The sequence below is a fragment of the Methylobacillus glycogenes JCM 2850 genome, from assembly GCF_000617925.1.
In the GTDB taxonomy this organism is placed as follows: domain Bacteria; phylum Pseudomonadota; class Gammaproteobacteria; order Burkholderiales; family Methylophilaceae; genus Methylobacillus; species Methylobacillus glycogenes.
Map to the genome: position 1 here is coordinate 21,686 of NZ_BAMT01000005.1, position 12,474 is coordinate 34,159.

Annotated in this window: 14 protein-coding genes and 1 pseudogene; 10 read left to right on the forward strand and 5 right to left on the reverse strand. The window is 54.4% G+C overall.

The annotated features are described in order from the left end of the window. Positions 1–227 precede the first annotated feature (227 nt). Positions 228–1,415 carry an MFS transporter gene (locus tag JCM2850_RS08405; RefSeq protein ID WP_199898292.1) on the reverse strand — a complete coding sequence of 396 codons (1,188 nt, stop codon included), beginning with the start codon at positions 1,413–1,415 and terminating at the stop codon, positions 228–230. A 215-nt stretch (positions 1,416–1,630) separates the two neighbouring features. Between JCM2850_RS08405 and JCM2850_RS08410 the strand changes: the two genes are divergently transcribed. Further along, the gene (locus tag JCM2850_RS08410; RefSeq protein ID WP_036265835.1) at positions 1,631–2,476 is read left to right on the forward strand and encodes an aldo/keto reductase; all 846 of its coding nucleotides are present in this window, start codon (positions 1,631–1,633) and stop codon (positions 2,474–2,476) included. A 109-nt stretch (positions 2,477–2,585) separates the two neighbouring features. On the opposite strand, the pseudogene JCM2850_RS18105 reads toward JCM2850_RS08410, so the two are convergent. Beyond that, a pseudogene (locus JCM2850_RS18105) lies at positions 2,586–3,343 on the reverse strand (SDR family NAD(P)-dependent oxidoreductase). Between the two features lie 168 nt (positions 3,344–3,511). On the opposite strand from JCM2850_RS18105, the gene JCM2850_RS08425 reads away from it, so the two are divergent. The 9 genes from JCM2850_RS08425 (at position 3,512) to JCM2850_RS18115 (ending at position 9,603) form a co-directional block, all read left to right on the forward strand. After that, on the forward strand, positions 3,512–4,414 hold the full coding sequence (locus JCM2850_RS08425) for a LysR family transcriptional regulator (RefSeq protein ID WP_025871143.1): 903 nt from the start codon (positions 3,512–3,514) through the stop codon (positions 4,412–4,414). Positions 4,415–4,635: 221 nt separating this feature from the next. Further along, complete coding sequence (locus tag JCM2850_RS08435; protein ID WP_148301223.1) at positions 4,636–4,917, forward strand: hypothetical protein; 282 nt, start codon at positions 4,636–4,638, stop codon at positions 4,915–4,917. Next, positions 4,914–5,180 carry a hypothetical protein gene (locus JCM2850_RS08440; RefSeq protein ID WP_159105144.1) on the forward strand — a complete coding sequence of 89 codons (267 nt, stop codon included), beginning with the start codon at positions 4,914–4,916 and terminating at the stop codon, positions 5,178–5,180. The genes JCM2850_RS08435 and JCM2850_RS08440 overlap by 4 nt, the downstream gene beginning before the upstream one ends. A 19-nt stretch (positions 5,181–5,199) precedes the next feature. After that, positions 5,200–6,519, forward strand: a complete 1,320-nt coding sequence (bioA, locus tag JCM2850_RS08445) for an adenosylmethionine--8-amino-7-oxononanoate transaminase (protein WP_025871149.1) — start codon at positions 5,200–5,202, stop codon at positions 6,517–6,519. Further along, the gene (locus tag JCM2850_RS20435) at positions 6,516–6,719 is read left to right on the forward strand and encodes a hypothetical protein (protein WP_051525331.1); all 204 of its coding nucleotides are present in this window, start codon (positions 6,516–6,518) and stop codon (positions 6,717–6,719) included. The genes bioA and JCM2850_RS20435 overlap by 4 nt, the downstream gene beginning before the upstream one ends. Continuing rightward, complete coding sequence (dacB, locus tag JCM2850_RS18110; RefSeq protein WP_051525332.1) at positions 6,716–7,951, forward strand: D-alanyl-D-alanine carboxypeptidase/D-alanyl-D-alanine endopeptidase; 1,236 nt, start codon at positions 6,716–6,718, stop codon at positions 7,949–7,951. The genes JCM2850_RS20435 and dacB overlap by 4 nt, the downstream gene beginning before the upstream one ends. A 200-nt stretch (positions 7,952–8,151) precedes the next feature. Then, positions 8,152–8,610 carry an FKBP-type peptidyl-prolyl cis-trans isomerase gene (locus tag JCM2850_RS08455; RefSeq protein ID WP_199898293.1) on the forward strand — a complete coding sequence of 153 codons (459 nt, stop codon included), beginning with the start codon at positions 8,152–8,154 and terminating at the stop codon, positions 8,608–8,610. A 79-nt stretch (positions 8,611–8,689) separates the two neighbouring features. Then, positions 8,690–9,112, forward strand: a complete 423-nt coding sequence (locus JCM2850_RS08460; RefSeq protein ID WP_025871152.1) for an OsmC family protein — start codon at positions 8,690–8,692, stop codon at positions 9,110–9,112. Further along, positions 9,109–9,603 (forward strand): VOC family protein, encoded by a 495-nt coding sequence (locus JCM2850_RS18115; RefSeq protein WP_369384871.1) that lies wholly within the window; start codon positions 9,109–9,111, stop codon positions 9,601–9,603. Before JCM2850_RS08460 ends, JCM2850_RS18115 begins: the two co-directional genes overlap by 4 nt. Here JCM2850_RS18115 and JCM2850_RS08470 read toward each other — a convergent pair. The 3 genes from JCM2850_RS08470 to JCM2850_RS21620 form a co-directional block, all read right to left on the reverse strand. After that, entirely contained in the window at positions 9,600–11,708 is a 2,109-nt protein-coding gene (locus JCM2850_RS08470; RefSeq protein ID WP_025871155.1) for a TonB-dependent siderophore receptor, read from the reverse strand. The genes JCM2850_RS18115 and JCM2850_RS08470 overlap by 4 nt on opposite strands. Positions 11,709–11,937: 229 nt before the next feature. After that, on the reverse strand, positions 11,938–12,249 hold the full coding sequence (locus tag JCM2850_RS08480; protein ID WP_025871157.1) for a DUF2322 family protein: 312 nt from the start codon (positions 12,247–12,249) through the stop codon (positions 11,938–11,940). A 16-nt stretch (positions 12,250–12,265) separates the two neighbouring features. Next, a complete protein-coding gene (locus JCM2850_RS21620) occupies positions 12,266–12,430 on the reverse strand; it encodes a hypothetical protein (RefSeq protein WP_159105145.1) in 165 nt (54 codons plus the stop codon). Between the last annotated feature and the right edge of the window lie 44 nt (positions 12,431–12,474).

Sequence of the window (12,474 nt, forward strand, 5' to 3'; positions counted from 1 at the left end):
ATGGCTTGCCTCGCGGGCAGAAGAGGTGGCAATAGTATTTCCCCTTCCAACTTAGCGCCCTGAGAGGCAAGGTCAGCATGTTGTCAGCAGCTTGCACTAGGCAGCGATTGTGCGGAATCCCGCAGCAACTTGCAAACACTGCTTGTCGCTGCAAGATTGGCACAGGGAATGGGGAGCAATTGAAGGTAGCGGCTTGGCTTCAGCAGGTGGGAAATAAAGTCATGCTTTTAATGCCTGAGTTGCGGCTTGAGCGCCGGGGTGAGCAGCAGCATCAGGCTAGCCACCAACACCAGCAGCCAGTTACCCGCCTGGAAGCTAGCAGTCAGGTCACGCAAATAGCCTAGCGCCAGTGGGCCTGCGGCAGCAATCAGATAACCCACAGTCAGCACAAAGGCATTCCAGGCATTGGCTTCATCCACGCTATGGGTGTTATCCAGCGGCAAGGTCATGCCCAGCGTGAAAGCACCGCCCAGGCCAAACGCGCAGAGGGCAATGCTGAAGAAAGGCGCCCAGTTTGGTGCCAGTGCAATCAGGCTTAAGCCCAGCAAGGCAATGGCAGCACAGCCTGCCAACAGGCCACGTCTATCCAGCGAGGTGCTGATGGCACCCAGAATGGGGTTGGCAATCATGAATACCAGCGTGAAGGTGGCGAGGATATAGCCTGCGGTGGCGGTGGATAAGCCATATTCGCTATACATGGGCGCAGTCCAGGACAGCACAGCGTAAAACAGAAAATTATCTGCCGCAAAAAACAGGGCAACCAGCCAGGCCGTGCGGTTGCGCCAGGGCAGGCGGGCGGCTTGGGCGGGGGCGGGTGCCAGCTTGCGTTCTCGCAATGCCAGCCACCACCAGGCCAGCAAACCCAAACCAGCCAATACACTCCATATGCCCAGCCCCAGCCGCCAGCCGTGCTCTGAGACGCTGGCAACAGGCCCGGAAATGGCGGCAGAAACCGTGCTGCCAAAGGAAAGCGCTGTGGCATAAATACCCATGACCAGGGCGGCCTTGCTGGGGAAATTGCCCTTGATATAACCTGCGATCAAGGCACCAGCAATGGCAATGCCCGCGCCCACACCCACTGTGGTCAAAAGCAGCACTTCCACATTGTGAGAAAAAGCACGCGCTGTCATCGCCAGACACAGCAGCGCCAACGCAAACAGCAGCACCGGGTTACGCCCATAACGCCTGGCCAGCCAGGGCGTGGGCAGCGCCAGCAGCCCCATCAAGACATCAGGGATGGTGGTGAGCAATGCAGCCGTGCTGTGGCTGAGCTGGAAATCATCAATGATGAAGGTCAGCAATGGACCCACAGCGACGATGCCGGGTCTTAAGGCAATTGCGACCAGAACAATGGCCACAATGGCATATAGCCCAGCGACACGCGAGCTGGTGCTGGCTGAGTAAGAGTGCTGCATAAAGACTCACAATAATCAGGTAATGAGGTGCAGACTAGTCTTTAGCTGGTGGAAAACCTATAAGTGAAATTGCGTAGTGAGATGTCATGAATATCCCTGAACTCCAAGCTGGGTGTGGTTTTCCGGGCGGCTGGGAGTATAATATTTTCAAGGCTTTAGCATGGAAATGGTGACAAGAAATGACTTTGACTAATGTTCAAAAGGACAATAATGCCGTGAATTCAGTCCCTAAAGATTTTCTGCTGGGAGATATCCGTATCAGGCGTCTGGGTTATGGCGCCATGCGCATCACAGGCCCTGGCAACTGGGGTGAGCCAGACAATCAGGAAGAATGCCTGAAAGTGTTGCGCCGCTTGCCGGAGCTGGGCGTGAATTTTATTGATACCGCAGACAGTTATGGCCCCAATATCAGTGAAGAGTTGATACGCGAGGCTTTGTATCCCTATAGAGACATCGTGGTGGCCACCAAGGCCGGGCAATTGCGGCATGGGCCTAACCGCTGGGTACTGCATGGGCACCCGGATTATCTGCGCCAGGCCTTGTTGCTGAGCATGCGCCGCCTGCAATTAGGGCAAATCCCCCTCTGGCAGTTGCACCGCATAGACCCCAACATCCCCAAAGAAGTCCAGTTTGCCGCCATTGCCCAGTTCCAGCGCGAAGGGCTGGTCAAGCATATAGGCCTAAGCGAAGTGAAGATTGAGGACATAGTCTTGGCCAGCCAGTTCTTCAAGGTGGCTACCGTGCAGAATCAATACAATATGGGCAATCGCCAGCATGAAGCCGAGTTGGATTACTGCACTCAGCATGGCATAGGTTTTATTCCCTGGTATCCCCTGGCCAAAAGCACATTGACTGGGCATATTCCGGTGCTGGAAACCATTGCCGCCAAATATGCAGCCACGCCCAACCAGATTGCACTTGCCTGGTTGCTCAAGCGTAGCCCGGTAATATTGCCTATCCCCGGCACCAGCAAGCTCAGCCATCTGGAAGAAAACCTCAAGGCCGATCAAATAATTCTGAGTGACGAAGATTTTGCGACCTTGAGCCAGGCCCAGCACTAATGCTGAATAGTGCAAAACCCAGCAGACATAAGCGTTTTGCCTGCTGGGTTTTAGCCAAAAATCAGTGCCCAGGCTTACGCTCTGGTCAACACAGCCTGATCAAACGCTGCTAGATCAACATCCCGCCCGAAACCTCTATACGTTGCGCATTGACCCAGCGATTGCTGTCAGACAGCAGCGCAGCAATCATGGGGCCTATGTCATCAGGTACACCCACGCGCCCCAGTGCCGTTTGTGAGGCCACATAGCGGTTGACGTCCTGATTATCACGCACCAGCCACCGCCAAAATCGGTTTCTATGGCCCCAGGCGCTACGGTGTTGACCGTGATATTGCGTGCGCCCAGCTCCTTGGCCATAAAGCGGGTTAATACTTCGATGCCGCCTTTCATCGCCGCATAGGCGCTGTAGCCGGGCAGGGCAAAGCGTGCCAGGCCGCTGGAAAGGTTGATGATGCGGCCGCCATTGTTGAGCACAGGCAGTAATTGCTGGCTGAGGAAGAACACCGATTTGAGGTGAATATTCACCATTTGGTCAAACTGCGCTTCGGTGGTGTCGGTAAAAGCAGCATGTATGCCCGTGCCTGCGTTGTTGACCAGATAATCCAGATGCTCGGTCTGCCAATGCTGGCTGAGTTGCTCGCGTAATACCTGCACAAAAGCCGGGAAGGTGGAGGCTTGGGCGACATCCAGCGGCAGGGCCACGGCTTTACGTCCTAAAGCCTGAATTTCCGCCACAACCTGCTCTGCGGCTGCCTGCTGGCTGAGATAGGTAATCACTACATCTATGCCCTGTGCCGCCAGGGCCAGCGCTGTGCTCTTGCCCAAACCACGGCTGCCCCCGGTCACCAAACCAATTTTCTGTGTCATGTCATGCTCCTTGTCTTGAGTTGAGTATTGAGTGCTCACTGCTGATGAAGCATCTTATTGTTTTTATATTTGTTGATAAATTGGCATAAATTGATTTAACTGTTCATTATTAGTGAACGGTAAAATGCGTGAATTACTTGCCAACGCAATAGAACAAGGCCGTCCGCCATGGAAAACCTGGATATCATCAAACGCTTTTTACGTGTGGCAGAGCTGGGCAGTTTTACCCGTGCGGCCGATGCCATGGGTCTGCCCAAGGCCAGCATTTCCACCGCTGTGCAGCAACTGGAAAATCGCCTCGGCACGCAGTTATTGCACCGCACCACACGTAAGGTGCAATTGACGCCAGATGGTCAGCTGTTTTACGACCGCAGCAAGGATATCCTTGCAGAAATGGATGAGCTGACCAGCCTGTTTCAGGGCGATGACGCCAGCATCAGTGGCTTGATACGCGTGGATATGTCTTACCCCATGGCGCGCAATATCGTCATCCCGCGCCTGCCGGAATTCTTGCAGCGTTACCCGCATATACAAATCGAGCTCAGCAGTACCGACCGCCGTGTGGATATGGTGGCAGAAGGATATGACTGTGTGGTGCGTACTGGCAATCTGGGCGATTCCGGCCTGGTCGTCAGGCCATTGGGGGAGCTGGAGCAAGCCAATTTTGTCAGCCCAGCCTATATCGCCGCGCATGGTGAACCCAAAAGCCTGGGCGATCTGAAACGCCATTTGCTGATTCATTACAACGTCAGCTCAGGCACACGCTTTGATGCCTTTGAGTACTGGGACGGTCAGCAATGCCAGCGCATCGCCATGCCTTTCCGCATTGCGGTGAATAACACCGATGCTTACCGCACTGCCTGTGTGGCGGGGCTGGGCATTATGCAGGCCCCTTATCTGGGCGCACGTAGTCTGGTGTATGAGGGCAGGCTGGTGGAGGTGATGCCGCAATATCGTGCGCCGCCGATTGCGGTTTCCATGCTCTATCCGCATAGGCGCAATTTATCCAAGCGAGTACGCATTTTTATGGACTGGCTGGCTGAGCTGATACGCGCGCAGATGGCAGCCTAGGTTTTGGCAGTCTTACATTTGGCAGCCAGAGTTTTGCTGTGAGTCTACATGCTGGCAGTGCAGCGTGCTAAGCCAAGCCAGGGGCGGCATAGCAGCAAAGCGCTGCTGGCAGTAGCCGCATTGGCTGGCTGGAAATGCACACGGTGATAGATAAGTTGCTGGGGGAAAACCTGATTTAAGCCTTATAATCTAGCACTTGTTCAGGGTAGGAGTAGTGGCAGATGTCGGACGATTTCGCGGAAATGGCGATCCAGCAGCTTCATTTGAGTTACAGCGGTCATCAGGACCGGATGTTGCTGAAAGTGAGCCTGGCAGATGAGGGTGAGTTAAACGCCTGGTTGACGCGACGTATCGTCAAGATTTTGTGGAGTTTGTTGCAAGAAAACGAGCTCTCGCCCGCGCATGAAAGCATGTCCATGCCCATGGACGAATTTTTTGAGCAGTTCAATCACGAAGCTGGCCCCCTGCTGGAAGGTATAGATTTTTCCGGTCAGGAAGCATGATGCCGCCCATGCTGGAAGCCGAGCAGCAGGAGCCGCCAGTGCTGATCACCGATTGCAAGCTGGTGCAGGTCGATCATCTGGAATCCATGCTGGAGCTATATAGCCAGGCGGGTGAGGCTTACAGCATAGCGCTGACTGCCGAGCTTAATCACGCCCTCAGCAGCATGTTGCAACTGGCAACACAGGAAGCCGCCTGGGACCTCGGATTCACCACAGACCGTATTGTGCTGGCTGACGAGGCAGCGCAATTCGTTCTGCACTAAACCTTCTGCCAAGTAGTTCATGACCTCCAGCAACCAATCCCTGCTGCAGCGCAGCCTTGCCAGTGTCTGGCATCCCTGCACCCAGATGAAGCAACACGAGTCCCTGCCGCTGGTGCCTATACGCCGCGGCAGCGGTGTCTGGCTGGAGGATATGGATGGCAAGCGCTATCTCGATGGCGTCAGCTCCTGGTGGGTGAATCTGTTTGGCCATAATCACCCGCAGATCAAAGCGGCGATACGCGCGCAGCTTGATGAGCTGGAGCATGTCATCCTCGCAGGCTTTACCCATGAGCCTGTGGTGCAGTTATCTGAGCGCTTGTCAGCACTCACTGGCTTGGGCCATAGTTTTTACGCCTCGGATGGCGCTTCAGCCACCGAAATTGCGCTGAAGATGAGTTTTCATTATTGGCGCAATCGCGGTCAAACCAGCAAAACCCGTTTTCTTTCCCTGCAGAATGGCTATCACGGTGAAACCCTGGGCGCACTATCCGTCACCGATGTCAGCCTGTTCAAGGATACCTACGCGCCGCTACTGCGCGCAGGCGCTACCTTGCCCAGCCCGGATTGGCGGCTGGCAGAACCCGGTGAAACTGCCGAGCAATACGCGCTGCGCTGCGCGGATGCCGCAGCAGACTATCTGGCGCAGCACCACGCTGAAACTGCGGCGATTATCGTTGAGCCACTGATTCAATGTGCCACTGGCATGGCCATGTATCACCCTGTGTATCTGCAACGCTTGCGTGCGCTGTGCGATCAATACCAGCTGCATTTGATTGCCGATGAAATTGCCGTGGGTTTTGGCCGTACTGGCACCATGTTTGCAGTAGAGCAGGCGGGCATACATCCGGATTTCATCTGCCTGTCCAAGGGCATTACCGGGGGGTATCTGCCGCTTTCCGTGGTGCAAACCACGGATGATATCTATGCCGCCTTCTATGACGACAAAGTGGCGCGCGGTTTTCTGCATTCGCATAGCTACACGGGTAACGCCTTGTCATGCAGCGCAGCCCTCGCCACGCTGGATATCTTTGACCAGCAGGATGTGCTGGCGCAAAACCGCCGCAAGGCAGATTACCTGAACCAATCTCTGGCCGCCTTGCCTGATTGGCAGGCATTGCCGCTAAAAAACCTACGCAATACCGGCATGATCTGGGCCTTTGAGGTGGAAACCACACACAGCGATTTCCAGCAGCGCTTCTATCAGGCAGCCCTGCAAGCGGGCTTGCTGCTGCGCCCGGTGGGTAATACCGTATATTTCATGCCGCCCTATGTCATCACCGAGAGCGAGATAGACTGGATGTTGCAGCAAACCCTGAGCAGCTTGAAAGCAAGTTTATGATCAGACGCACTGCGCAGGCACTCTGCCAGTTGGCATTACTTGCAAGCATGAGCATGACTGCCCCAGCCTGGGCGCAGTTGCCAGCCCCCGTGGATGAGTTGCTGAAAAAGGCGGGCATCCCGGCAGAAAGTGTGGCGGTGTTTGTGCAGCGCGTTGATCAGGAGCAACCCCTGGTCAATCATCAGGCGAAAAGCCCATGAACACGGCTTCTACCATGAAGTTGCTCACCACTTATGCTGGGCTGGAGTTGCTGGGCCCGGCCTACCGCTGGCGCACCGAGCTTTATGCCGATGGCAAGGTGGAGCAGGGCGTATTGCAGGGGGATTTGGTGATACGCGGCCGTGGCGACCCTTACCTGCTGTCTGCGGATATGCGGCAGATGCTGGAAGACTTGCGCCTGGCTGGGGTGGAAGTAATTCGTGGCGATATCGTCATTGATACCGACTATTTTGCCGACAAATATTACGATGCCGCTGTTTTTGACGACAAACCGCATTCGCCCTACAACGCTGCCCCCAATGCCTTTGCCGTCAATATCAAATCCACCTCATTCCATTTTCTTGAGAACAAGGGCAAGCTGAGCATAGAGGCTGACCCTGATCTTGAAGAAATTCACATCAAGAACGAGGTCAAGCTGGTGAAGGGCGAGTGCGGCGACTGGAGAAACCGTTTGCGTTTCACAGTAGAGCCTATGCTGGAGCCGCACGCCAACCAGGTGACCGTGACCTTTATGGGCGAGTATGCCGCCAGTTGTCAGGACAAAACCCTGGAGCTAAGCGTGCTGGATGACGGGCCTTATGCCTACAACCTGTTGCGCAATCACTGGCAATCACTAGGTGGCAAGCTCCATGGTGCTTGGCGTTACGGCAAGGTTCCGCCAGGTGCAGAGCCGCTAGTGAGCCATGACTCACCGCCGCTGTCCGAGATTATCCGCACCATCAACAAATACAGTAACAACCTCATGGTGCGGCAGTTGTTCATGACCATAGGCGCAGAACGCGCTGCCAGCCCGGTGATGGAAGCAGACAGCATTCATGTGATACAGGCCTGGCTTGCCAGCAAAGGCCTGCGCTTCCCTGAGTTGATTCTGGAGAACGGTTCCGGCTTGTCACGCAACGAGCGCATTTCCGCCCAGCATATGGCCGCTTTTCTGCTGGCGGCCTACGCCAGCCCGGTGATGCCAGAATATCTCTCTGCACTGCCCATACCCTCGGTTGATGGCACCATGGCCAACCGCCTGCGCAACAGCCCCTCGCGCGGCAGCGCCCACCTCAAGACTGGCACCATTACCGGGGTCAGTGCGCTGGCGGGTTATGTGCATGATCACAAGGGCAGGCGCTGGGTCACCGTCATCATGGTCAATGATCCCAAGTCCAGTGCCTCACGCACTGCGCAGGACGCGTTGATAGACTGGGTGTATCAGCAGCCCTGATCTGGCTAGGCTGCCGTGATCAAGCTAGGCGGTCTCAGTGCCGCCAGGGCCACTATTTCGCGTATGATAGACGCCTCGCGCAGCGTGAGTCCAGGCGCGTTTAGGCTGGTGGTGCTTGTTACCAGTCAGTACAACAAGCACCCCCTAAATTGCGCTCAGTGTGAACGCTGCTGTGTTTAACCAGCTATCGGAGTTTTTCGATGAAATCAATTGCCATGCTGGCGAGTGCTGTGCTGCTAGCCATGCTTGCTGTAAGCGGCTGTTCCGCCGATACCAATAGTGAGAAGGAAAAAACCGTTATGAGTACCAACATTACAGAATTGCAAAAGATAGACACCCAGGTGGGCGAAGGCCGCGAAGCGGAAGCCGGCCTTAATGTCACCGTGCATTACACAGGCTGGCTCTACGACCCCAGCAAGCCTGACAACAAAGGCACCAAGTTCGACAGCTCGCTCGACAGGCGTGAGCCTTTTGTCTTCTACCTTGGCGGCGGCCAGGTTATCCGTGGTTGGGATGAAGGCTTTGCTGGCATGAAGGTAGGCGGCAAGCGCACCCTGGTGATTCCACCAGAATACGGCTATGGCGCGCGTGGCGCTGGTGGCGTGATTCCACCTAATGCCACTTTGGTGTTTGACGTAGAGTTGCTGGGCATCAAGTAAGCCCACTGGAAATGGCATCGGCAACCGCCGATGCCGTCTTTGCAGGTGTGATAGCACCTGGTGCAATGGAAAGCCAAGTATGAAAGCTAGGATCAAATGGATTGAAAATGTCTGCTTCATGGGCGAGTCCGAAACCGGACATGCCGTGGTGCTGGACGGAGCGCCTGATGCAGGCGGCCGCAACTTGGGCATGCGCCCCATGGAAATGCTGCTGATAGGCATGGGCGCTTGTACCTCGTTTGACGTGGTCACCATCCTGAAAAAGGCACGCCAGCCTGTGACCGACTGCGTGGCCGAAATCAACGCCGATAGAGCCGACGAAATCCCCAAGGTATTTACCAAGATTCATGTGCACTTCGTGGTCACGGGCAAGGGCTTGAATCCCACCCAGGTTGAACGCGCGGTGAAACTCTCGGCGGAAAAATATTGCTCTGCCTCCATCATGCTGGGCAAGGCTGCCGAGGTGACGCACGGTTTTGAAATTCGGGAATCCGAGATTTGAGCTCAGCACGCAAACCAGTGGTGAGTCGGCCGCAAGGCATGCAGGGCCTGCGCCATGTGGCGCTGTTTGTGCAGGATATCGAAGCCTGTCTGCATTTCTATGTTGATATCCTAGGCATGCAGGTTGAATGGCAGCCCGATGCGGATAACTACTACCTGACCTCGGGCAATGACAACCTCGCGCTGCATCGCAGCAATGAGGAAATGCCAGGCAAGCAAAGGCTGGATCACATAGGCTTTATCATCAGCCAGATTGAGCTGGTGGATGAATGGCACGCCCACTTTGTGGCACATGGTGTGAAGATACTCATGCCACCCAAAACCCACAGGGATGGTGCACGCAGCTTCTACTGCGCTGATCCGGCTGGCACTCATGTGCAGATCATCTATCACCCACCCATCTCTGGGCGCCTTGTAGTCTCAGCATTAGCCACAAAAAAGCCCCGCATCGCGGGGCTTTTTCTTGTGCAGCACTACTTCAAGCTGGATTAATAATTCCAGGTCAATGTGGCGCTGGCGTTGGTGGGTGCTGAGTAGTAGCTCTGGCCCCACATCAGACTATTGAGGTATTTCTCATTCGTCAGGTTGTAGACGTTAACCGCCGCAGACCAATGCTCGTCAAACTTGTAGTTAGCCATGAGGTTGATCAGGGCATAACTATCCTGCTTGATGCGATCACCTGTGTAATACAAATAGTGGGTGGAGTCCTGCCAGTTCAATGAGGCGCCAAGCTTGAGCTTTTCTATGCCTGGGACTTCATAAGTCGCGCTCAGCTTGAACAAGTGCCTTGGGGTATAGGGCTTAACGTTTGCATCCTGATCACCCTTCACACTCATGAGCCTGGTGTAACCACCGTTCACCTTCAGGCGTTCAGTGACTTCACCAGACAAGTCAAATTCATAACCCTTGGTGGTGGCATCTATGCCTTCAGAAACCGCCAGTGCGCCTATGTATTGCCCGGTCCCCTGTGCCAGGTTTTCCTGCACAGACTTGAACAAGGCAAAGGAGGCGTTCAGGTTTTGCAGCACTTCGGTCTTGAAGCCCACTTCATAGTTCTTGCCTTGCAAGGGTGCCAGTGTGGTCAGGTTTTTCCCTACCGCAGTCTGTGGGTTGTAGATACCAGTATAGCTGGCATACAACGTGTGCTGATCGGTCAGGTTGTAGACCGCACCCAGGTAAGGCGTCACCTTGTCATGCGCTTGGGCAGAGTTGTCCACATCGTAGTACACGCCCTGATATTTATAGTTCAGCATGCTGGCACCCACGGTCAATTTGAGTTGATCGGTGATGTTCAGCTTGGCTGCGGCGTAATTGTTCAGGCGACGTTGGGATCTGGAGCCATAGTTGTTCCAGCCCGACCAATTGGGTTCTGGCAATGTAGCGATGCTATTGAAGCTGGGCAGGGCAACACCAGCAGCCGTGAAGGTGCCGCTAGCGCCACCGTAAGCGCGTGACCAGGTAGTACCCAGCACCAGCTCATGCTCACGACCACCCAGGGTGAAGGGGCCGGAGGCGTAGGCGTCGCCTATGTATTCCTTGAAGGTGTCGTGATAATTACCATCGTAATAGCTCAAGCCTGTGCCTGTCGCACGGTCTTCAAACCCTGTGACGTAGAACAAATTGGATTGGCCGACTTCTTTTTTACGTGAAAACTGCGTCTTGATCTTCCAGCCATTATCGAAAAAGTGTGTCAGCTCGACAAAGCTGGTGTTGTTGAGCGTGTTCCAGTAAGTCCAGTCTGGCGATGGTGAAGTTGAGCGGCCGTAGTGACGTGTAGAGCCATCAGCATAGATCAATGGCAGAGCGCCCCAGGTTGGGCTGTTGGTATTGTTCTGCTGGTAGGTGTGACCCAAGGCCAGCTTGGTATTTTCTGTGAGGTCGGCCTCGATAATGCCGTAAGCGAGTGTGCGTTCCTGGCTGTAGTTATCCAGATAGGAATTACGGTTCTGGTTGGATAGCACCAGACGTCCACGCACATTGCCAGCTTCATTCAGTGGGCCGGAAATATCCGCATCCACCCGGCGCTTGTCCCAGGAGCCTACAGTCAAATCGACCTGAGCCTGGAATTCCTTGCTTGGGCGCTTGCGCACGAAGTTGATGGTGGCTGATGGGTTACCAGTGGAGGTCAGCAGACCGTTAGCCCCACGCAATACCTCAATGCGGTCATAGATCACGGTATCCATATCACCGATCAGCAAGCCAGTCTGGAAAGGCACGCCTATACCGTCAATCTGGAAGTTGGTGACATCAGAACCACGCGCGGTGTAGTAGGTACCGTCGGTCTCGGAACGCTCTACGCGAATACCAGTGGCCATATCCAGCGCGTCATTGACCGAAGTCAGCTTGAAATCATCAAGCTGGCTACGTGTCAGCACCGAGATGGATTGTGGGGTCTCTTTTAAAGAGGTGTTGAGCCTGGTAGCACTCGCGCTAGTTTTGGTGGTGTAAGACTTGGTGGTTTCGGATGGCTTGGCATCGTTGCCACTCTCTGCCTTGACCTGGATTTCCGGCAAGCTATCCTCTGCCAACACAACTTGCGAGCCTGTCAGGCACAGCAATGCCAATGCTCCGGCGCGGAGCTTGAAACTATCATGCATATATTCATTTCCCTGATGAATTGAAAAGCGGGACGAATGATAGTGATTATTGTTAAGGAAATGGCGATGTGAGGATGAAAATAACAATAATTTACATTTGCTATTTTGGGCAAAATTTACACTGTGATAAAAATCAAGGGATTAGAGCAGAAGAGGCTGTTGCTGATACGCAACAGTTTCATTTTTTTCAGCAAGGGTTTTTAGGCTAAACCCTTGCTGAAATTGAGGTTTATTGAATACGCAGGCTGAGGGGGCTGTTGTGCTTGATGATGGCAAACAGGCGGTCAATATTGGGATGTTTGCCTGGGTTGGCTTCTGCATCCGCGGTGTGCTCGGCATAAATCTTCAGGCCATCTTCTGCTGCGGCTACGCTGATGCTGCCATATTGCTGGTGTAGATGATGGTAAACCTGCACCGAGCCCTTGCTGCCGGGGATGTTTTCAATCACGCCAACCAACTGGGCTTGGGCGTCCAGCAGTTCGATTTTCTGGATATGTTCACTGGATGGCAATTGCGCCAGGTTTTCACTGAATGTGCTCATTATTTAAGACTCATGGTTATTGGGGTTTGGTGGTGCGCAGCTTGTCCAGATTGCGCTTGATGGCGGCGGAGGTGGCGGCCAAAGGCTGCACAACGCTGGCTTTGCTCAGCGGACAGTCCTGCTGGGTCAGCAGCTTGCGCAAGCCTTTATCAAATTGAATGATGAAGCGGTCTACTAGCATGATTGAGTATCCTGAAATACATCACCCGCCAGATGGCGGGTGAT

Coding starts and splice junctions, on each gene's coding strand:
- JCM2850_RS08425 (WP_025871143.1), top strand. CDS start 3,512: ATGGAAAACCTGGATATCATCAAACGCTTTTTACGTGTGGCAGAGCTG.
- dacB (WP_051525332.1), top strand. CDS start 6,716: ATGAACACGGCTTCTACCATGAAGTTGCTCACCACTTATGCTGGGCTG.
- JCM2850_RS08460 (WP_025871152.1), top strand. CDS start 8,690: ATGAAAGCTAGGATCAAATGGATTGAAAATGTCTGCTTCATGGGCGAG.
- JCM2850_RS08480 (WP_025871157.1), bottom strand. CDS start 12,249: ATGAGCACATTCAGTGAAAACCTGGCGCAATTGCCATCCAGTGAACAT.
- JCM2850_RS08470 (WP_025871155.1), bottom strand. CDS start 11,708: ATGCATGATAGTTTCAAGCTCCGCGCCGGAGCATTGGCATTGCTGTGC.
- JCM2850_RS20435 (WP_051525331.1), top strand. CDS start 6,516: ATGATCAGACGCACTGCGCAGGCACTCTGCCAGTTGGCATTACTTGCA.
- bioA (WP_025871149.1), top strand. CDS start 5,200: ATGACCTCCAGCAACCAATCCCTGCTGCAGCGCAGCCTTGCCAGTGTC.
- JCM2850_RS21620 (WP_159105145.1), bottom strand. CDS start 12,430: ATGCTAGTAGACCGCTTCATCATTCAATTTGATAAAGGCTTGCGCAAG.
- JCM2850_RS08435 (WP_148301223.1), top strand. CDS start 4,636: ATGTCGGACGATTTCGCGGAAATGGCGATCCAGCAGCTTCATTTGAGT.
- JCM2850_RS08440 (WP_159105144.1), top strand. CDS start 4,914: ATGATGCCGCCCATGCTGGAAGCCGAGCAGCAGGAGCCGCCAGTGCTG.
- JCM2850_RS08405 (WP_199898292.1), bottom strand. CDS start 1,415: ATGCAGCACTCTTACTCAGCCAGCACCAGCTCGCGTGTCGCTGGGCTA.
- JCM2850_RS08455 (WP_199898293.1), top strand. CDS start 8,152: ATGAAATCAATTGCCATGCTGGCGAGTGCTGTGCTGCTAGCCATGCTT.